The 20674-nt window shown below is 62.0% G+C and carries 19 protein-coding genes; all 19 read right to left on the reverse strand.

Going from position 1 to position 20674, the window contains the following annotated elements:
• Window positions 1–7: 7 nt before the first annotated feature.
• The 19 genes from RB2654_RS00410 to RB2654_RS00495 all read right to left on the reverse strand — a co-directional run bounded on the left by RB2654_RS00410 (window position 8) and on the right by RB2654_RS00495 (window position 20663).
• On the reverse strand, window positions 8–2341 hold the full coding sequence (locus RB2654_RS00410; RefSeq protein ID WP_008327407.1) for a relaxase/mobilization nuclease domain-containing protein: 2334 nt from the start codon (window positions 2339–2341) through the stop codon (window positions 8–10).
• Window positions 2328–2909, reverse strand: a complete 582-nt coding sequence (locus RB2654_RS00415; RefSeq protein WP_008327410.1) for a transposase — start codon at window positions 2907–2909, stop codon at window positions 2328–2330. Before RB2654_RS00415 ends, RB2654_RS00410 begins: the two co-directional genes overlap by 14 nt.
• Before the next feature lie 563 nt (window positions 2910–3472).
• Window positions 3473–3679 carry a hypothetical protein gene (locus tag RB2654_RS00420; RefSeq protein ID WP_008327411.1) on the reverse strand — a complete coding sequence of 69 codons (207 nt, stop codon included), beginning with the start codon at window positions 3677–3679 and terminating at the stop codon, window positions 3473–3475.
• A gap of 359 nt (window positions 3680–4038) precedes the next feature.
• Entirely contained in the window at window positions 4039–5115 is a 1077-nt protein-coding gene (locus RB2654_RS24055; RefSeq protein ID WP_085986913.1) for an SH3 domain-containing protein, read from the reverse strand.
• A 232-nt stretch (window positions 5116–5347) separates the two neighbouring features.
• On the reverse strand, window positions 5348–6277 hold the full coding sequence (locus RB2654_RS00425; RefSeq protein ID WP_008327413.1) for a DUF2493 domain-containing protein: 930 nt from the start codon (window positions 6275–6277) through the stop codon (window positions 5348–5350).
• A 529-nt stretch (window positions 6278–6806) separates the two neighbouring features.
• Window positions 6807–7721, reverse strand: a complete 915-nt coding sequence (locus RB2654_RS00430; RefSeq protein WP_008327415.1) for a NotI family restriction endonuclease — start codon at window positions 7719–7721, stop codon at window positions 6807–6809.
• A gap of 4 nt (window positions 7722–7725) precedes the next feature.
• The gene (locus tag RB2654_RS22730; RefSeq protein ID WP_083783316.1) at window positions 7726–8937 is read right to left on the reverse strand and encodes a DNA cytosine methyltransferase; all 1212 of its coding nucleotides are present in this window, start codon (window positions 8935–8937) and stop codon (window positions 7726–7728) included.
• Between the two features lie 311 nt (window positions 8938–9248).
• Window positions 9249–9977: a DUF736 family protein gene (locus RB2654_RS00440; RefSeq protein WP_040884147.1), complete on the reverse strand. Its 729-nt coding sequence runs from the start codon at window positions 9975–9977 to the stop codon at window positions 9249–9251.
• 125 nt (window positions 9978–10102) lie between these two features.
• Window positions 10103–10405, reverse strand: coding sequence for a hypothetical protein (locus tag RB2654_RS00445; protein ID WP_008327422.1), 303 nt, complete (start codon window positions 10403–10405; stop codon window positions 10103–10105).
• 99 nt (window positions 10406–10504) lie between these two features.
• Window positions 10505–10966, reverse strand: a complete 462-nt coding sequence (locus tag RB2654_RS00450; protein WP_040884149.1) for a DUF6915 family protein — start codon at window positions 10964–10966, stop codon at window positions 10505–10507.
• A gap of 1 nt (window position 10967) precedes the next feature.
• Window positions 10968–11354 (reverse strand): DUF6878 family protein, encoded by a 387-nt coding sequence (locus tag RB2654_RS00455; RefSeq protein ID WP_008327427.1) that lies wholly within the window; start codon window positions 11352–11354, stop codon window positions 10968–10970.
• A 120-nt stretch (window positions 11355–11474) separates the two neighbouring features.
• Window positions 11475–15737: a strawberry notch-like NTP hydrolase domain-containing protein gene (locus tag RB2654_RS00460; RefSeq protein ID WP_008327435.1), complete on the reverse strand. Its 4263-nt coding sequence runs from the start codon at window positions 15735–15737 to the stop codon at window positions 11475–11477.
• A 106-nt stretch (window positions 15738–15843) separates the two neighbouring features.
• The gene (locus tag RB2654_RS00465; RefSeq protein WP_040884151.1) at window positions 15844–16119 is read right to left on the reverse strand and encodes a type II toxin-antitoxin system RelE/ParE family toxin; all 276 of its coding nucleotides are present in this window, start codon (window positions 16117–16119) and stop codon (window positions 15844–15846) included.
• On the reverse strand, window positions 16106–16405 hold the full coding sequence (locus RB2654_RS00470) for a type II toxin-antitoxin system RelB/DinJ family antitoxin (protein ID WP_008327444.1): 300 nt from the start codon (window positions 16403–16405) through the stop codon (window positions 16106–16108). Before RB2654_RS00470 ends, RB2654_RS00465 begins: the two co-directional genes overlap by 14 nt.
• A gap of 104 nt (window positions 16406–16509) precedes the next feature.
• Window positions 16510–17166, reverse strand: coding sequence for a DUF6927 domain-containing protein (locus RB2654_RS00475; protein ID WP_008327446.1), 657 nt, complete (start codon window positions 17164–17166; stop codon window positions 16510–16512).
• Window positions 17166–17759, reverse strand: coding sequence for a hypothetical protein (locus tag RB2654_RS00480; protein WP_008327448.1), 594 nt, complete (start codon window positions 17757–17759; stop codon window positions 17166–17168). Before RB2654_RS00480 ends, RB2654_RS00475 begins: the two co-directional genes overlap by 1 nt.
• A 75-nt stretch (window positions 17760–17834) precedes the next feature.
• Window positions 17835–19817 carry a ParB/RepB/Spo0J family partition protein gene (locus RB2654_RS00485; protein WP_008327450.1) on the reverse strand — a complete coding sequence of 661 codons (1983 nt, stop codon included), beginning with the start codon at window positions 19815–19817 and terminating at the stop codon, window positions 17835–17837.
• A 158-nt stretch (window positions 19818–19975) separates the two neighbouring features.
• Entirely contained in the window at window positions 19976–20365 is a 390-nt protein-coding gene (locus RB2654_RS00490; RefSeq protein ID WP_008327451.1) for a DUF3768 domain-containing protein, read from the reverse strand.
• 88 nt (window positions 20366–20453) lie between these two features.
• Window positions 20454–20663: a DUF6330 family protein gene (locus tag RB2654_RS00495; RefSeq protein ID WP_008327453.1), complete on the reverse strand. Its 210-nt coding sequence runs from the start codon at window positions 20661–20663 to the stop codon at window positions 20454–20456.
• Window positions 20664–20674: the final 11 nt, after the last annotated feature.

Raw genomic sequence — 20674 nt, forward strand, 5'->3', positions numbered from 1 at the left:
GAGGCGCTCAATGGACCTGTCCCCGCTCGGTCTCGCCATCCACGTCCGCAGCGCGGTGCTTTTCGTATTCGGCGTCGGCAAGTTCATCGACCACCTGGCGCAAGGCCTCGGTGTTGGCCGTCGCGGCATCAGATTGCAGATAGACCTTGGCGACATAGAGCCGGTCGAGACGGTCCTCGAGAACCTTGTCCAACAAATTTGCATCGCCGGATGTGAGCCGCACGAGTTGGCGGTCATCCAGCACCCGCGCAATCTCCTCGCGGAAGGCGTCCCGCTCCGCCTCGGTCTCGAAGGGCGCGGACAGCTCCCCTGCCCGTTCATGGTCGAGGACACGCGCAATCTCGTCTGCGAGGCGGTCGGCACGGTCAGACCGCATCGGCGTTCCATCGCGGGTGGCTAGACGTTCGTCACGCGTGCCAACCCCAAGCCCCTCGCGCAACTCGTTGTCGCGGCGAACCTGATTGATGGCCTCCGTGTCGCGTATCTCGACGACGGCCGCATAGGTCGCGCCGAGCCCGCGGGCGAGGTGGGACGGCATGTCCGGATAGCGCGCGCGCAAGTCATCCGTGACGGCATCTGCAACGGGCGTACGGAGGTCGCGTCCCTCCATGATGCGGTCGACTTCGCGGGTGATCGCACTGGCGCGGGCGGCATCGGTAATGGTCTCCTTGTAAGGCTCAGACCGGTCGATCACATCGCCCGGACGTGCGAGCAACTCCGGATGTGCCTCGAGATACGCGCGCTGCTCCGCTTCGATCCGGCGCTCCGCCCGCGAGACAACCTCCCAATCCCGCTCTTCGATCTGCTGCGATGTCAGACCCTCGGCGCGCATCTCCTGACGGATTGTCCCTTCCATCGCCCGGACCGCGTCCTCCTGATAGTGGAACCGCTCGTTGACCGGTTCGGCTTCAACGACACCATCCCGGCGCAGCACGTTTTCCCGTTCCAGAAGCGTGCCGAGTTCGACATGCACGTCATTCAGGATGTCACGCGCCTGTTCCAGATCGGCGCGGCGTTCGAGGTTCAGATCGCGCGCCTCCGCCACCTTGGAGAGATCATTGGCGATCCATTGATGCTCGAGCGCTGCATTTGAGGCGCCCGTCTCGATCCGGGCTACGACTTCCGATGTGCTGATCCCCGTGCCCCGCAGCGCGGTATCAATGCGCGATCTCAGGTCGGGCGTGGCCAAACGCTCGCGCTGGCTGGCGTCGATATTGGCTTCGGAATAGATCCCGCCCTCCGAGGGGGTCTCTGACAGCGCGGATGATCGCAAACCGAGCGGCTGCATGTGCTGGACCTGCGTCTGGATCTCGATGAGGCGTTTTTCCAGCACCGGACGTTCCGCGTCAGACTTCTCTGCGATCATGCCCTGCACCCGCGCGAGCTTCTCCGCATAGAGGCTTCTCAGATCCTCGAAACTCTGATCCTCGGCCATATACACATCTCCTGTTCGGTCCACCTGCCCGCCCCGCGCCAGCACCTCGCCCGCGCGGAACAGCGCCGCGGCAATATCCTCGCGGGCCTCCCTCGAGGCTTCGGCGGCCAGGGAATGGTAGACGGTTCTGGTGTTGGCGATCTCCGCCAGCGTCCGCGTCAGGTCCTGCCCAACGCGTTCGCGCTCGCGGGGCGCGCGCCCCTCTTCTTTCGCCGCATAGACCTCGCTGGTCCGGGCGGGGTAATGCACGACACCGCGATCCACCCGGCGCGTGGCTTCCAGGCGCACGCCGTACTTCTCCGCCTCCTCGACCATGGCGAGGCGGAAGTCGTCATAGTTGAAGCGATGATTGCGCCCCAGAAAAAAGAACTCGCCTTCCTGCGAGCGGCGGTTCAGCACCAGATGCGCATGCGGGTGATCGCGGTCCTCATGCACCGCGATGATGTAGTCGAAATGCCCCTCGTCGGTCTGGAAGAACCGCTCGGCCACATCCGTCGCGATGTCGCGCACATCCTCGCCCCGCGTGCCGATGGGGAAGGACATGAGCATATGGGTCGTCTGGCCCAGCTTGGGCTTGAAACCCGCATCCCACCGCTTGGCAAAGCGCTCGGTCAGGTCCTTGATGTCACCCGCCTCGAGCTTCGCTTTGCCATCCAGGAACCCGCTACTGTCCACGATATGTGTGGACTTGGTGGTAAGGTAATCGAGCTGGTTTGCGAGCTGCGATTTGGTATGCGTGCCCCCGCCCCGGATCGCCTTGAAGACCGCTGGCCGATGTCCTGCTGCCGCGCGCATGAGCTGGGTCTGCTTGGCCACATGCAGCCCTTGCATCGAGCCCCGGACGCGGCTCCAGCCATCCCGGAAGACCTCGCCCGTGACAGCATGGACAGCATCATTCTGCCGCATGGGCAAACTCCCTCAGCGCGGCCGTGGCCTCGAGCTGCATCGCGTCCCGACGGCGCCGAAGGAGCAGGTCGATCTCATCAGCGGAATCCAGGATGAACCGCGCCAGCCCGCGCATCTGGGCAAGGCGCAATTCCGTGAACTCCGGGCCAGCGCCCTGTCCCTGCCGGTTGGCCCGCGTCATCTGCTTGGCGATCTGCCCGACCCCATTCCCGACCTCGTGCAGCGAAGCGCGGTAGCGCGCCATCTCTGCTGCCATCTGCGCGTCCGGAACGAACACCCCGCCCGCCGCCTGAATGAGCCGCCGCAGCCCCTCGGCCCGGCTCTCGATCCCCGCCTTCGCCAACACCTCATCGAGCGCCTCAAGCTCCGCAGCTGTGACCTTCACACTGACCGCTGAGACCGGGATCGCGGCATCCGTCTGGCGCTCTGCATCGGCTTTCAGGACGTAGCGCACGGCCCGCGATGTGACCTCGAAACGCTCAGCCAGCTCAGACGTCGACACACCCTCCGCAGCCTCGCGGACGATCTGCATTTTCTCGATCTCTGTCAGGCGTTTTGTTCGGGACATGCGGAAGAAAGACCCCCTATTTCCTGCCACCTTCCACCAAGGCTGCCCCTACCTTACGATATTATACTAATCTGTCAATTATATACTTACGTTGCATTCAGTCTCAGGCAGCCTTGGTGTCCGCTTCACGCCGCGGCCCGCAGGGACGCGGCTCTGCCGCCCTCACCACCGGGCGACCCACCTGTCCTAGGGGTCCCGTCCGCCAGCCCCGCCCGAGGGTCTGGCCGAACACCACGTGTTCGGACGGAACCGCGGGCGGGCGCAAACCCCACCGACAGGGCGGACAGGCAGGGTCAAGGAGGGCCAGATTTGGGCCCCCAAATCTCTGCCGCAAAAACCGGGCGGCCCTGGCCGATAGGTTTTTGTGGATGGCCCCCTTGAGGCTGACTGGCCGGTCTGTCGCGGCCTGATCCTTCCGGTCAGCGATCTTCCTTTGATTGCGCCGCGACCGGCAGCAAGGCGAGGTCGCTGGCGGCAATCACCGCAGCCAGAGGCGGCATCCCTGGAACAGGGATCGGGCCGCCCCAAGATCGTCCTGGGGCGGCCCATCCTCGTGAGAGGATTTAGTCCTGGGGATCTTTCGCGCTCGGCGGGAACATCACCAGTTCCGTGACCGCGACCGGGAAGTCGAGCTTGAGGCTGAAGAACTCCGAGCCGTCCCCGTTGCGGGTGTTGCGGAACATGGCACCCACGCGCTGAAAACGGGTGCGCTCCTGGCCATCGGGGTCGGTGAACTTGACGGGGACGGTGGCGACGTAGTGGTTGGTCATTTGGGTTACTCCTTGTTGCGATGAGGATCACCCGGCACGGGGGCAAGAGGCCCGGTCGCAAGCGCAAATGCGGAGGGTCCGCGGCCCCGCCGTGGAAGCCGTATTTGTGCTTGCCGAAGCGTGAGCTGAGGGCACGAACGGGCCGACCCCGTGCGATCCACATCAATGAGCAAAAAGGAGTGAGCCGAATTTGTGCCACCACTTTGAAGCTGCCATCGAACCCGTCGATCGTGACCGAAGATGGCCGGGCTCGTTCTGATCCAATGCATCTGGATAACGATCCGTCACGCTCGCGATGCGGCGGGTCAGCGTTCCGCCGCGCGCCAAGGTCCGTCGTCTGGGTCGGTTGGGTGTGTCTGCTATCGGCACCAGGGTTGAGGGCGTGGGGGACAGCTGGTGCGCCCACATCGGTACGGCACGGCCAGACCTTCAGCAATGAGCGTGCTGCCGACGTCCCGACCGTCAACGAACAACGAGCCGCAGAACCGCCCAAAGTTGCACTGATCCGTACCCTCTGTCCCGGGCCGGCAGGAACAGGCCACGCGCTCAAATTCAATTGATGTCGCAGCCCGGACTAATTGACCTAGACGCGCAGTTGCGCGCTCCCCGACCTCACGCTCGGCAGTGCAGGCGGGCCTCCATGTCTCAGGCGCGTTAAATCCAACGAGACGCACGTTCGCTGTCAGGCCTCGAACATCAATCGTATCACCGTCAATGATCCGCACATCGCTGGCGCGAAGCGACCGGTCCTGTGAGGCGGGTCGCTCTGTTGGCGGCACGACCAGTGACAGGAAATTGCTCGCCATCCAGCCCGTACCAAAGTTGGATCGAATTTGTGTCCACTGCCCTTCTTCGCGAAGCTTTTCGACGCGGGTCCCCTCGCTCAAGACCCCCATCACGGCATTCGAAGTAGACGGCCCAGCACGTTGATTGACACGTGTCCCAGTCACATAGACGTAAGCGGCGTCGGCAGTTTGCGATGAGGGAACGGCTAACGGACTGTAGGGTGTGGATCGCGTGTTCGATGATTCAAACAGTGATCCAACCAATGCGAAGAATCCGACAGCGATCACCAACGGCACCATTATTTGGCGTTGAGTCTTGCGCACGGCACGCCGAGGTGCAGTGATCGCGCGGGTCACGGAGACCGGACGGGGTCTTGCCTTACCGGTTCTAGTACTTCGCTTCGGTGCTGGTTGAGAAGTTCCGTGGTCGGTCGCTGCCCTTTTCTGTGCCGGATTTTCCCGTTCCAGTTTCAGGACTTTGTGCAGGCTCGCATACTGCGCTTTGCTCAGGCGCGTCTGAGTCCCATACCGATGAAACCGTTCAGCCATGTTTGTTAGAAAAGACATCTCCCAATCGTTTGCCTGCCCGGATCGCAAGCGCGCATCAATGCGTGTTTGAATCTCTTTGGTGCGTTCCGGAGAAAAAGGCATCTAGGAAAAACCTGGGCGGGTATTGATTTACGCAACAAATGTCTTCTGCCGCACGGCCACAATAAGCTGTAATTGCATAGAAATACCATCCAGCCATTCCCGAAACCAGATTGGCCGGATTGCGATCACCAAGCCTGTCGATGCACCGAGCTGGAGTTCACTGCGACACCGCCTATGTTCACACACTTCTGGGAAAACGATGAAAGGGCCGCCCGAAGGTGACCCTCTCAACTTACATCTCCGCAGTCTTCTTCGCCGGGTCCGCAACCCGCATGACCGTCAGGCCTTTCGCTTCCGCCTTCTGCCCGAGGTTCAGCGCGACTCCGTTGCCTCCAAAGAGCACAACCCCCGTCGCCGCGAACTTGTCGTCCAGCATCTCATCGTTACACTTGAACGGTGCCGCCCGCCCGTGTGCGGACCAGCGCGGATCGAAGCGCGCTTGTGCGACCCCGCGTGCCCGGGCCCACCGAGCCGCAATCATCTCCGCCCCATGCTTGCCACCCTTGTGGCAGAGGAAGATCTCCTGGTTGCGGTTCTGCCGGATCCGTTCGCGAACCTTGTCGAGCGTGTTGAAGATCACATCGACATCGGTCCAGTCGGTGGCGCCTGAGACGATCAGGGGCACGCCCTCGACTTTCGACTTCTCAGCAGTCTCGCGGTCGTGCTGCTCCAGGAGCTGCCTTGCCTCGAAGACAGCACCTGTCTCTTGCGCCCGGACGCTTGCGCGCGACCCGGCTGCCGGGATGAAAGCGTGGCCCGTCTCGATCTCGTAGCATTCCGCCGCCGCCTCGCTCATCACCTCGATGGCGCTGACGATCTCGCGCAGCTGCAGGAAGCGCGCCTGCGCCTCTTCGAGCGCGGTCTCGGCGATCTCCGATCCGTCGTGGGATTTTGCCAGCGCGCCGATCTTGTCGGCGGTGCGGTCGATCTCCTTGCCAAGTGCCACCTTGCGCCGCTGCAGTATCGACGCCAACCCATGGGCCAGCGGTTCGATTTCTGCTTCGAGCCCGGTCCCGCGCAACTGACCAAGCAGAGCCTCGAAGCTCTCGCGGATGACGCGGTCGGTCAGGATGTGATCTTCCGGGATCGGCAGCTGCGCGTCCTTCTCGGTCAGCCCGAAAAGCTCGATGGTCTCGTAGGTGTTTGCGGTGTCGTAAGCCATGTCTGGTCTCCAGTAGTCGGTTGTGGAGCCACCACGTGAGTGTGGGGGCATGGCCGAATGTCTGGTTTCCGAATCTGCCCGGGTCAGGGACGGCGCAGCCGCCGGCTTGCCGGGCGCAAGAGTTTTCCGTGTGCAACACCGGACACATGCGCGCCCTCACGCACAGGACCGCCCCACGCCATAGCCCCGGCCCTCGCCGAAAAGTTTTGCGATCCTTGACGCGGACTGATTTGGGGGCCATCCGGAGGATATGCTTCCGCGCTCATGTGTGTGTGTGTTTTGACGGTAGGTTTGCCCGCCCCGAGCAGGCAAACGGCTCGACCGGACGCGGAAGACGGATGGAGCGGCGGGATCGTTTTGCCCCGCAAAACAGACCAGAGCGCAATCCGGCGGAGCGGCCGGGGAGGGACGTGCTCGCGAGGCGGGCAAACCGGGGGCCTGGGTGCGACGCCGCGGTGAGGCCGCATGGCCGAATGCGCGACGGACCGAAGGGCCGTTCATGATCCGCAAACGTCCAAGCGGAGGTCCGCTATTCAGATTCGATACCTAGCGCACGTCGGATTGCATCCCGATAAACGTTCTCAATTGGCAAGGTCACATTGTTGAATGCTTCCTGCACTTTATAGACGGTGGTCGAGTGGTTGAGCGTGTTCTTCAGAGGAACCAACGTCTCGTCAGAAGGCTCAGACGAAAAATCATAGTCATAAACGGCAAAGGTGATTGACGCGGGTTGCAAGGCATATCGAACTAACCCTTCCTGTCCGCCCAAGCGCTCCATGATGCGCCTAAAGACAGGTTCAGGACAAACAAAGAACAATCCATTCTTGCACAACTCTTCGCGTTGTAGAATCTGGCCTTTGTATATGAGTTGTGGAAGGATGCGCTTGGCGACATTCTCCCAATTTAACCCGGCGGTTGTTTTTTCAACCAAGCCATCTTGCTTCAGCGCATCGTAGCCTGGGCGATAGGTCCCCGTCGTATCAATCGTTTGCACCTCAACGGCCACGAACTCGACCAAATCTCCCTCTTCGCTGATTTTCGCAAGAACCCAATCGACGAAGTAGCCGCCCTTTTTCGATTTTTGTGGCAGGCGAAGTTCGCCCCCCCATCCTTTACCAAAAACGGCGACGCAAGCTTCTCGATTATCGATTGAGTAATTTACGGCATCCCGCCCCGCGACCAATTTCAAATTTGGTCCAAAGACTCGATCGGCTATGTCCGATAGTATTCGGTAGTCATCCGCGTAAAGCCGGATCGGGCAACAGATAACGGGTTCGCTGGTAATGGGCTTAATGGCGCAAACGCCCGACACAACTCCGTCATTGAAACTCTTCTGACAGGTTTCTCCACTGATCGGGCAAACTTCAGTATCAGCGGCATGCTTCGCTATGTCGGACCTATCATCCGCACGATACCCAAAGAACTCAAATATTGTCGCCGCCATGCTTCTAAGAGACCTTCTTGGCGTGCTTGCGCAGTTCCTCCAAGACGCCTCTAATCGATCGCCCTATTGCTGCAGCCAATAGCGATGGGACGGCATTACCGACCTGTTCGTACTGTTCTACTCGAGAACCGACGAAACGGTAGCTATCTGGAAAAGTCTGAATTCGAGCCGCTTCTCTGACGGTAAAGCACCGATCCTGTTCGTAGTGAAAGTACGCTCCCCAATGTGGATCGCACTTCGTCAGAATTGTAGATGCAAGGCCATCTGGTGCAACTCGACCGTAACGCTTGGTGTGATCAGAACGACGCGCGCGCCGCATGCCTCTCGGCAATAGATCTTCCGGGATGTCCGTCCAATTGCCGCCCGGAGGGATGAAGGACATTCGCTTGATATTTATCTCGCCCAGCCGGGGCGCCTCATGATTAAGCACACCGTCGCTGCCATTGCGCATCGCCACCTGAAAATCGTTTTGAGGTCCGCTACGATAGTTCTTGCGCTCTTTGCCGATTTCTCCATTTGCGAGCGCAGGCAGGTCATCAATCGCATCACGAACGCTAACAAAAGAAGGGAGCTCCAAGTTCGTAGGAAGAGCGACGATGTTTTTACCCTCGAAATTAGAGGTGAAGTTTACCCGGAGAGGTGCGTTACGAACAGGTTCTGGGAAGGCTCGTAAGGGATCGGCTTGATCACCTCGAATCCCGATGATGACCGTCCGCCAACGCGTTTGCGGCACACCAAAATGAGGCGCATAGAGAATCTTTACATCGGCGCTGTATCCATGGTGACCCAACGCCAAAAGGATCGCCTGCAAGGTGCCTCCTCCCTCGAAGGAAACAAGCCCAGGGACATTCTCAATCAAAACCGCCTTCGGCTCAAACTCATCGACAAAACGCAAAAACTCTAGAAAGAGGCTGTTCCGATCATCGTCCGCTGAACGCTTCGGCGCATTGATTGAGAAACCCTGACAAGGCGGACCACCTGCTACAAGATCCAATTCACCCTTCTTGAGGCCCAAGCGACGACGAACATCGGAAGCGTCAACTAGTCGGATGTCTCGCGACTCAACGATGGCTTCCGGATGGTTCAAGGCATACGTTTCAGCGTGGCGCGCAACGATTTCATTGGCATACAATGACTTAAAGCCAGAAACCCGAAGTCCCTCAGACAGCCCACCGGCGCCCGAAAATAAATCGATTGATGTGTACTGCTCGCCCAAAAGACCGCTCCTCGTTTTTTTCGAAGCTCTAACACTTCCTTGGATATCATGAAAGAATCTAGAATGTCTTCACTGTTTGTTCTGTTTCTGATGGCATCGGCATCGCTCAAACTGACGACATCAGCGAAATCTACGAGACTGCCGGAAATCGGCGGCAGGCAATCACCTGGAACCTCATTTCGTGCACCCATAGCTTCGTGAAGCACTGCTTGGTTCGTCGGCGCAGCCTCTGAGCACAACCAAACAAATGAAGGGGAACCGCGTTACCACGGTTCCCCTGCCAATTCAGCTTGTTCCGTCTCAGACGCTGATCACGCAACCAGTGACAGTCCCGCGCCTGCGTCCTGAGGCTGCTCACCGCTGTCGATGAACGAGATGATCGAGAAGGTCTGGCCACCGCGCTGCTCCTCGTTTTGAACGGCGTTGACGCGCAGGTCGCCATCAGGCGTGTTGATCAGCAGCGACAGGTAGTCATTGCCAGTGCGGCTGCTTCTCGCCATCCAGGCCGAGCCGACCCGGATCGGCTTGCCGCGGGGCGAGCTGACCTCGATGCGGTAATCGGGGTGGGTCTCCTCGGATTTGTAACTGTTCTCGATCAGCATGAACTCCAGATCGAACATCATGTTGGCGATGTAGCCGGTGAAGGCGTTGTCGGCGTCCATGGCGGTCAACTCGCCCGAGATCGAACCGGATTTCATCAGGCCGTTCGAGACCAGTGGGATGATCTCGAACGCGCCGCTCTGGGCCGCGCGCGCCTCTTTCGTCTGCACCGCGTTGACCCGGAACGGACCGAGGCCGACATCGATCTGCATCGAGATGTAGGGGTTGCCGCTGGTATTGCCGGTCTCGTTCCAGGCCGTGCCGATGCGCACCTTGCGGCCTGACTTGTTGACTGCTGTCACGTCATAATCCGGGCTGCGTTCGGACATCTTAGCCCGCGTCTCCAACTGGATGGCGATGTCAAAGCGCGTCGAGTGGATCATGCCGGTGTACTGAGCGGCTGCAGTCTCGACATTGCGGGTGAGGGTTCCTGCGAACATGGGATAGTTCCTTCTTGGATTGGCCGGTGCCTGACGTTCTTGCCAGCGCATCCGGGATTGCTTTCACGACCCCTCCTGGGATCACAAACCAGAAAGCTTGCTTTCCTTTCAGCCCCGCCCACGGGTCAGAGCTGCCGTCCGACTGGGAATGCTCCCGCGCCTCCGGGCGCTACACCCCTCCCCTGCCCGTCTGGTCTTGATTGGCTGCCCGGATTTTCCGCGCAGTCCGCCGATCGCGCGATGAAGAACTCCGCCTCTTTTCCGTTCAACCGGTGCCCTTCCCGGTCGGTCAGACCGATGCAGCTGCCGTTCGGCACATAGATGATCAGGTACTGACCCAGCCGGTCCTTGTGCACAACGTAGCCGGTATTGGCCCAATGCACGGTCTGGCCGGCATCGACGGCGGCCTTGATGTCTTCGAGAGTCATGCGATCCTCCTCAAGAAGAATGGTGGGGAAACTACGCAGGAAGCCCGGTCGTCAAACCGGGCTTCCCTGCAGCATTTGTTTGGCAAACGGCCGAGGCTGTCAGGCACATTGCGTGGCTTGTGTCGCGCGCGCCGCCATCCAATCCTTCAAACCAAGAACCGTTCTGCCAGCGGCGACTTCAGATGCCCAGGCGGCCCTTGGGTCGCCGCAGGGCTCATCGCCGGAATGCCGGTCGATGTGGCCATTGGCCATCCATGGCTCAGGCTGTATCCGTCGCAGCCAGTCCGCCATGCTCGGGATGCGGCCCTGGCAGTCTTCACGGATATGCTGCTCGCCGATCCAGCGCACGGGGATGTCGCGGCCCGCACTATTGGTCAGTGTCAGGCCAAAAACCCGTTCGGCCTCAAACAGGCCTTGCGCATGGTGACGCATGGCGCGGTGCGTGAAGAGCGCGAGGTGCTCTTTCGAGGCGTCAAACCAATCGTGCACAGACTGATAGTCAGACGGCACCCCGCCGAATTTCCGGGCAGAGCTTTCAGCATGATGAAGCGGATGGGCCATCTCAAAGCCCCTCGTCATAGCTGTGCGAGCATTCGACATAGCGGTCCGCGTGATCGAGGATGATGCTGTCTAGTGCTATGTCCCAGGTCAGCGTGCCGTAGCCGCCCTCGTTGTTTTCGAACCCCGGGTGATGGTGATAGGCGAGCGACCAGGCGAAGTCGCCAACCTCTGTGGCAAGCGCCTCCGGCAGTTGGACCTCTGCAGGCTGCACCGTCACATCCTCGACATTGCCGGAGTCGCCATAGCCTTCGTATTCGGCAGTGACCTCGCTGATGCCAAGCGCGCGCAACTGCGCGATCAGCTCCGCTCGGGTCGCCTTCAGGTTCGCTTCGCGCTCTGCGCGCCACTGAGCCGCCATCGCGGCGTAGTCGATCTGGGGATTGGTCATGAGTCTGTCCTCTTGTCAGAAGTTGGGGGCTGGGCAGCGCATGGGCCTGCCCGCACCCGGGAAGCGCAGACCGGCCAAACCACGATCCGCGACGCCCGACCCAAAGCCCGCTTTGGCTTTTCAGGCGGCTTGGTCTGCCGCCTTGCTGGTTCCCTGCCCCACGATCCGTGCCAGAATGCCCAATGTATCGACCCCGTCCCCATGCGGCAGGAACACCCGCAGCTGGAAGGCGATGATCTCGGTGAAACACCCCATGGCCTTGAGGCCGTCGATCATGCCCTTGTCCGCGCCGCTAAGCTCGAGGCGCATCTCGCCTGCGACCCGGCGACGGGTCAGGGTCAGACCCCGGCCCAGATCGACCGGCGCGGTGGTACCCAATGCGGCGGTCAACATCTCCTGCGGCGTTTGCGGATTGGAGACGAGGAAGCGGGCGCGCAACGCTGCCGCCCCTTCCTCGCTCAGCGTGCGCCCGATCATGGCGGTCGCCCCGTCGGGCGTGACCCGGTAGATGCGCTCATTGGTGGCCGGAATGTCCTTCCAGATCGGCAACAGCAGCCCGGTCAGAAGATAGAGCTTGGTCGTGGTGGTTTTTGGCAGGGACGCAGCCTCGGCATCCCAAAGCCCTGCAAACTCGGGCCTGCCGATCTCTTCCCAGGCCGAGGACGCGAACCGCGTTTCCTCCAGATAGCTCGACCCGTTGGGCCGCACTGTCTTGCGCATGAGCGTGACGATGTCCTCGTCATACATCTGCATGGGGCGCGCCGAGATGAGCGCCGCGCGCCCCGAGGCGCGATTGACCATCGGCAGCTTGTCAGGATTACGCGACATGGCCTCTTTGGCGCCCAGCACATGGACCGGGTCCGTCACCTCAAGTCCGATGATCCGCGTCACCGCCCCGGATTTCGGGCAGGTCCAGAGATCCTCTGTGGAGACCTGTTCGATCTTTTCGCCACGCAGGGTTTCCACACCGAGATCGAGCGTGCCCGCCGCGCGCGCCCGTTCAGTCTGATCGGCAATCCGGCGCATGAACTCGGCAAAGAGCGCGTTCTGCATGTGGATGGGAAGGGCAAGCACCCGATTGAGAAACCGCTGGATCGGGGGAAGCTCCTCAAGGAGCACCCCATCCTTGTCGATCAGCCGCAAGGCCGTCCAGTCGGTGAAGCTCTCGTAGCTCATCGCCTCGGCCCGCCCGGCGGCAAGATCGGCGAAATACCCACGCAGCGCTGCTCGCGCGATCGGGCTTTCGAGATTGTCCTCCTCGCGGAACATGCCTTGCGAGCCGGTTTCGCGCTGGCCCTTGGTCAGGGCTCCCAGCTGGTCGAGGCGTTTGGCGATCGTCGAGGTGAAGCGTTTTTCGCCATGCACATCCGAGGTGCAGACCCGGAAGAAGGGCGCGCTGACCTGAGCCGAGCGATGCGTGCGGCCCAGCCCCTGGATGGCCGCATCTGCGCGCCAGCCGGGCTCCAGTAGATAGTGCCGCCGCCGTTTCTGGTTCTTTGCTGTCTGCGCCGCATGGTAGGACCGGCCCGTGCCGCCTGCATCGGAGAAGATCAGAATATCCTTCTCGCCGTCCATGAAGGCTTGGGTCTCGGACGAATTGCTGCTGGCGCTGCGCTTTTCGATGAAGAGTTGACCATCCTCGGCCTTGAGGGGCCGGATGGACCGCCCCGTGACTTCAGCCACGGCCTCGTTGCCAAAGGCCCAGAGGATCTGGTCCAGCGCCGAGGGGATTGGCGCCAGTGTCATCAACTCCATCATGGCCGCGTCACGCAAAGCGAGCGCCTCGCGCGAGACGACCAGCGCGCCGGTCTCGTCCCGCAAAGGTTCCACCACCATATTGCCGTCGATCTCGACCAGCTTTTGCGCGTGGATCGGGAAGGCTTGTTCGAGATAGCCCAGGACGTAGTCGCGCGGCGTTAGCGCGCCCTCGACCAGCTCGTCCTCCGGGTCCATCGTCTCAAGCCGACGTTTCAGCAGGCTCTCGCCAGTCGAGACCACCTGGATGACGCAAGCCTTGCCCGCCGCCAGATCGTCCTCAATCGCGCGGATGATGGTCGGCGCCTTCATGCCCATCAGGAGATGGTTGAAGAAGCGCTGCTTCGTGCTTTCGAAGCGGGACTTGGCCGAGGCGCGTGCGGCCGAGGCATTGGTCTCGCCCGAGGCGTCGTTGACGCCAGTCGCCGTCAGTGCCGCTTCGAGATTGTGGTGAATCGTCCGAAATGCGCCCGCATAGGCATCGTAGATCTCGATCTGGGCCGGGGTGAGCGCATGTTCCAGCACATCGTATTCCACGCCATCGAAGCTGAGGGCGCGGGCCGTGTAGAGCCTGAGCGTCTTGAGATCGCGCGCAACCACCTCCATGGCGGCGACACCGCCAGCTTCCATCGCCGACACAAAGCTCTCGCGGCTTGGGAAGGGGTATTCGGGGCCCTGCCCCCAGAGCCCAAGCCGCGCGGCATAGGCGAGGTTGTGCACGCACGTGGCACCCGTGGCCGAGATGTAGAAGACGCGGGCGCGGGGTGCTGCCAGTTGCAACCGCAGGCCAGCAAGGCCCTGCTGGGAGGGTTTGACCCCCCTGCCCTGCTCGGACCCCGCCGCATTCTGCATGGCATGGGCCTCATCAAAAGCCAGCACGCCGTCGAACCCCTCGCCCATCCAGTCGAGGATCTGGCTCAGCCGCGTGGTGCCGCATTTGCCCGCGGACCGCAGCGTGGCGTAGGTGACAAAGAGGATGCCGTCGCCCATCGGGACGGGCTGGTCCGGTTTCCATTTGGAGAGCGGCTGGATGTCGGCTGGCGAGCCGCCGAGATCGGTCCAGTCGCGGATGGCGTCCTCGATGAGCGTGGCGGATTTGGAGACCCAGATCGCCTTCCTGCGCCCGGAAAGCCAGTTCACGAGAATGAGCCCTGCGCATTCGCGGCCCTTGCCGCAACCGGTGCCGTCGCCGAGGAAATAGCCAAGGCGATAGGCACGTGCATCCGGGTCATCATCGGCGCGCGTCAGCTTGGTCTGGTCGTCATCGATGGTAAACCGACCGGGCAGATCACGCCCATGGGCATCATGCGCCATGATGATGGTCTCGAGCTGCGCCTCGGAGAGATGTCCCTCCTCGATCAACCCTGCGGGCAAGCGCAAGTCATCACTGCCCGTGTTTGAGGGCATGGGCGGGGCAACCGAGGCCATGGCGATGCTCTCGACCAGCGGCGTGGGATGTTCCTGCGCACCCGCGATCTCGATCCGCTGTGGGCGATAGCGCGCATAGATGTCCGAGATCGGCGTGTTGTCGCGCGGGGTCTGAAGGCTCGTGCAGCTGAGCGGACGGACGGCATTGGGCCGTGGATTAGAGGCGGCGAGAGGCGCAGCGGCGGTCTTGCGCGGGGCAGAAGATTGAACGATCGGCCGCGCGTGCGGTATCGACGCCACCCTTTGGGCGGGGCGTGCCTCGGGACGGCTCGCGGCCACGGCGTCGACAAAAGGAAGGGCTTCATTCAAGTCCCTGACACTGGCGCGGATCATCTCGCCGTTCTCCCGCACCTTGTCGAAGACAATGAGCTGGGTTTCGACAGAGGTGCCGAGCTTGCGGTAGACCTGCCCCGGCATCGTCAACGCCAAGCGCGGCGTCAGGAGACCGCAGGCGCGGGACCAATGCGCGGCATCGCGTTCGGGCGTGAACCCCTGCGGCATGATCGCCACAAGCCGCCCGCCGGGCGCGAGACGCTTTGCAGCCGCGATGAGATGCTTGGCGGCGATGTGCTTGTCCCGGGAACGATCGACCGATGAGGCGAAGGGCGGATTCATCACCACGACGTCGGGTAGAATCGGGGTCTGCAGCAGATCGTCGATATGCTCGCCGTCGTGGCCCGTCACCTCGCCGCCGAAAACCGCGCGCAGGAGGTGCTGGCGAAAGGGATCGATCTCGTTGAGCAGAAGCGTGGCACCGGCCCGGGTGGCGAAAGCGGCCAGTGCACCAGTGCCAGCCGAGGGCTCCAGCACTGTCTCGCCCTTGCGAATGGCTGCCGCCCGCACGACCATTGCCGCGAAAGGCAACGGCGTGGAAAACTGCTGCAGCCGGATTTGCTGCTCCGAGCGGCGGGTTTCCGTCAGGAGCCGCGAGGCAAGCAGCCTTGCAGCGGCGATGTCACCTGAAGCACTTTCCCCACGCAGCAGCACCTGAACAGCCGCGGCCTGCATCAGGTCATATGCCATGCGCCAGTCCCAGGCACCGCCGGCATCGCTGCCATGGAACGTCTCGCGCATGATACGCGCGAGCGCTGAACTGCGCAGGGGCTGGTTGTCGACCTCCGCGCCGATCTGCGCGAGGGCAGAGGCGAGGTTAGCGTCGGATTCAACAGGATTGGGGAGCGTTGAGCGGGGCTTGGACATGGGAGTTTCCTTTGGATCAGGGTCTGAGTTCCAAAGGACAAAAAGCCCGCTCTACACTTTGAAGGCGTAGAGCGGGCAATTTCTTAGCGGGGGGCCTGCACCCCGATCATGGCCACTGCTGCGCAGCATGAAGAACGCGCAAAATGGTCACCATCTCAGGGCCTTCAACATAAACCACGATGTAGTTTGGCCGAACAACCATCTCCCGGGTCCCATCGACACGGCCCGCACGATACATTTGAGGGCGTTCTGGAAGAAGGGACGTCTTGTGTTCAATCTCATCTTTGAGAACTTGGGCGGCATCCGGGTTGTCGTCGGAAATGTAGTCAATGATTGCCAGCAAGTCGGCGATGGCCGTGGCTTTCCATTCAAGATTTGGCAAGGCGCTTCCCGTCAATCAACGCCTGGGCGTCTTGCATCGCCTTGGCATGGGGCGTTGTGGGCCTAGGATCGTCCAGCGCTTCCTGTACCTTCGCCCGGAACCAGGCGTCATAGGCATCCGGATCAGAAGTCAATCCGGCAGGCAAGCCGCCTTCTGCGGCCACGCGGGTCAGAAGAATACGCACCGCGTCGGAGAGCGTCAGACCGACGCCCGCAAGTGCGTCCGAAGCCTGTGCTTTCAGCTGATCGTCAACACGGACATGAAGCATGGATGTTTGGGCAGGCATGGATGGTCCTCCAGTTGATGGGAGTGATGTATCTCATTTGAGATACGAATTCAAGTCGGCAGTATGCGCGCGCGTGGTCCCGTGGTGTTGTCTCAGCGGGAAACTCAGCCACCCTGCCCCGCCAGGAACTCCGCCAGCACAGGACTGGCCTCGCCTTTTGCGGAGCTGAGCAGCTCCGAGCCCGCAAGCGAGGCCTTCGACAGGCGTACGAGCCCGCCGGTTTCCTCGATGCGGTAGCAGCGGCGTTTCTGCCGGCCCCGCCTGTAGTGCGTCGCGGTGACGATCTGGCAGGTGCTGCCATCGGTGAGCGTCACGGGCGCGGCGAGCCTGATCTTGTCGCCTTCCTGGTAGTCCGGGATCGCAGCCCAATCCCGGCAGCGCTGGCGCCAGTCATGGGCGTAGCTGTCGGGATCTTTCAGGTCGGAGAGGAGCTCGATCAGCCCAAGGGGAGCACGCGACTCGTTCGGGCCAGCGCTTTCCTCCATGTCCTTGTAGCCCCAGCAGCCGTCATCGTATCGGGTGAGGAAGACAGCTCCGAAAGTGATGGAGCCATCCGCATCGGTGACATAGGTCGCGTCCTCGACAGGGGTGCCGTCGCGATTGGTGACCCTAGCCGCTGCATACCAGGTGGAGCCGACCTTACAGGCCTTGACCAGTTCGGTTTTGCGCGTGTCGCCCTCAAAGGTGCAGAGCCGGGCAATCTCCGCTTTCTCGTCCGCGTAGGTCTGGACGCGGCGATCGGTGTAGAAGAGCCATCCCATTATGCCGCCCTCCGGTCATCGATTTCCATCAATGCATCGAGCGGCACGCGGTAGGGCTGCATGGCGTCGAAATCCTCGCAATTGCCGCAGTTCTGCACGATCGCGAAGGTGTCGCAGGCATCCTTGAGGATGACCCGGAAGGTGCCGCCGAGGCCCGAGGGCACCTCGTAGGTCCCGCCGACGAGATAGTCCGAGGCCCGGCGCACGAAGACGCGGATACTGTGGCCATCGGTGGCGAGCCGGATCGCCCCCCGCCCCCGGTCGATGAGCACTTGCACATCGTCGAGGATGTCAGTGTAGAATTGCCCGGTCAGATCGCGAAACGCCATGCGGCGCTGCGCCATCCAGTCGGTATCCCGAAATGGGTTCATGCCGTCGGCGAAGGCAAAGGAGGGATCGGCCTGTTCGGTGGTGACGATACGGGTGGTCGTGCCATCGATGCCGTTCGAACGCAGATGCACACCATTGCCGACGATGAGGATCAGGGCCGGCCTGTCCACGGGCCCGTTCCAGTTGGGCAGGAAGGTTTTGCAGGCGCGCGCATGTGCGATTTGCGCCGCGACAGCGGACGCAGAGAACTTGAGAATAGCCATGGGGATGTCTTTCCGTTGGGTGTGGAAGGGTCGACCCGCGCGGGTGCAAGATCCACGCGCGGGTCGTGTGATGGCTCAGGCCGCTTGCGCGACGTCGCTGTCAGGCTCGGCGGTTTCCGCAGTGGGCGCCGTCTCGTCACAGGCGACACCGGCGGTCTGCATCATCGGCGGGCACCAGGCGGCCACGGCAGCGCGCTGCGCGTCCGTGAGCGTGGCGAAGGGCTCGGCGAAGAGCTTGTCACAAAAGGCGACGATTTCTTTCTTGCTCGACGAGGCCAGCGTCACCGCCTCCTGAGCCAGACCCAGTTCTTCGCCGAGGATTTTCAAGAGCCAGGCCTTCTTGAAGCGATTGAAGAGCGCCGCATTCGGCGTCCAATGAGCGCGGATATCGGGCATGATCTCGATCTCGAAGTCATGCATCAGGCTGTCGCGCTGCCGATCCCGCGCAAAGCAGGACTGCGTGGTGCTGGCGGTCGCATAAGCCACGAGCTTGGCCTTTTCCCCTGCCTCCAGCGCGCGAAACGCCGCGAACTGATCGGCGGGCGCGCGGGTGTCATCGAGCCACGACAGGTCCAGCGCATCATGCGCCGCCGCCACCTGCTCGAGCGAGGTCTCGTCGATCTCGTCCATCTTGGCATGGCTGCGGTATTCCTTGCGGGCATCGATCTTGATCGCCTGCGTGACACTCATGCCGCTGGCCAGAACGTCACTGACCAGCTTGAAGAGCGTCAGATCCAGCGTGGCCTCGGGATGCAGCGCCATCGCGGCGCCAAGGGCCATAGCCCGCTCGGTCTTGAGGTCCTCTGCCAGCGAGGCCGGATAGGTGATTTCTCCAGCGTCGGGGGCTTCCTCCCCGGTGGTGTTGGTCGAGGAACTGCGCGCGCCCTCCTCTTTCACGGTGTCCTCGGGGCGCACGAGGCCGATATGGAGCGTCACCTGCCCGTTCGACCAGGACGCAATCACACCGGCGCGGGCGAGGTCCTCGGCGCTATAGGCCTCCTGCAGATCGCGGGCTTCGTCTTCCAGAGCGTCCACGCGCTCGTAAAGGGCATTGTAGGCATCGTCTTCGAGCCCCTCATCCTCCATCTCGAGTTGCAGTTTCTCAAGTTCAGCGGTGATCTCATCCACGCGCTTCTGGGCGGTCTCATCCGGCTCGACGGGTCCTGGGTAGACGCGGCCATATTCGGCCATGGTCGCGTAATCATAGCGCACCATTGCATCGGCCCAGGCAAAGCCCAGCTTTATGCGAGCCTCTTCGGCGGCGGCCCCGAGCTTCTCGAGTAGGATGGTTTCGACCAGCGCCGCATCCTCGAGCACCGAATGCTCTTCCAGCAGATCGGCCGCGATCGCTCCGCCGCGGGCCTCATAGTCCTCGCGCACGAAGGCCCCGATATCGTCGCTGACCTGGACGCCGCGGGACTTGAGCGCCTGGCGGACTGTATAGGCCTGCAGGTAGCTATCTTCCTTGGTGAGCGCCTCGAAGACCTCGCGCTGCACCTCCTGGCTCGGATGCTCCGCAAAGGCCTTCATCGTGTCGAGCGTGATGGTCTTGGCCCGGGCCGCGGCGCGGATCTCGGGGTGGATCAGACCGTAGCGCAACCGGCCTTTCACGGCTGCCACCGTGGTGCCGAAGGTCTTGGCGATCGTCTCGGGCGTCTGGCCGTCGACTTCCATCATCCGGGCGAAAGCCTCGAACTCGTCGATGGCGTTCATCGGCGCCTGGGTGATGTTCTCGGCGAGCGACAGGGCAGTGGTGACGTCGCAGTCGTCGGGGACAAGCCGACAGTCGACCTTGGTTTTCGCCGTGAACCCCTTGCTGGCATTGTCGGCGATCAGCTCCTTCAGGGCTGCATGGCGCCGGCCGCCGGCGAGCACGGCGTACTTGCCGTCGAGCTTCTGGACAAGAAGCGGCTGGAGCAGGCCCAGCACAGCGATGCTCGCCTTCAGATGCGTGATGTTCTCGGACTCATAGGTTTCCGGGGAGTTGCTGCGCACATTGGCAGGATGCGGGACCAGATCGCCGATGGCGACGGTGAGAGGGGCAAAGCTTGTGGTCATGGGATATCCTTCCAGGTGGGTGAGGTGTGGCCCGCGCGCGCTTGCGCGTGACCAATCCCCGGCTTCAGGGATCACCACGACAAAAGGCCCACTCTCCCTTTGAGGGGCCAGTGGGCCTTCATTGCTTGACGTGTAAGGTTTGGGGGGTGTCCCCTCGCCTACCAGTCGCGCGCCAGCATGATGGTCAGCACGCGCATGGTCGTGGCAGGATTGTCCGGGGTCTCGGCCCCGTAGCGGAAATCCGAGTCTGCTTCATAGAGATCGATCTTCCAGAACACGGTCTCTCCCCGGATCTCGACCGCCCCGAAATCGTGCCAGCCCTCGGGATCATTCTCAAGCTCGAACGTGGCAAACTCACCGGTTGCCTTGACCGCCTCGGCCATGAAGCCATCGCCGGCCTCCATAAGCGCGCGGGTGACATGCATGCGGCCTTGGATGGGCTGCGCGGGCGGCACTCCAAGGCACGCGAGCTTGCGAAACGCGTCGTTCTGCACCGCGATCACGGTCGGATCCGGACGGTCTGGCTGGGGTTGAACATTCATGGACATGAGGATCTCCTTTGAGAGGTTTGAAACACCCTTCTCAAAGCCCGCTTTTTCTTTTCCGCTTGGCGGATGAATCGAGGCCGAAGGCGCCCTACCCGAACAGCCCTTTGGGTCTGTAATTCGGGTTGGGGATGGTTTCGATCCAGCCGCCTTGTTCTTTGATGCTCTCGAGCGCTGCCGAGGGCGGATAAGCGCCCTCGGCAGCGCTCCACCAATAGGCACCGCGCTTGAATGTGATGATCTTGCGGCGGCCGTCGTTGAAGCAGGCCACCCGCAGCGTTTTGGGTTCCTTACGTGACATGGGTCTCTCCG

This window comes from Maritimibacter alkaliphilus HTCC2654 (genome assembly GCF_000152805.1).
In the GTDB taxonomy this organism is placed as follows: Bacteria; Pseudomonadota; Alphaproteobacteria; order Rhodobacterales; family Rhodobacteraceae; genus Maritimibacter; species Maritimibacter alkaliphilus.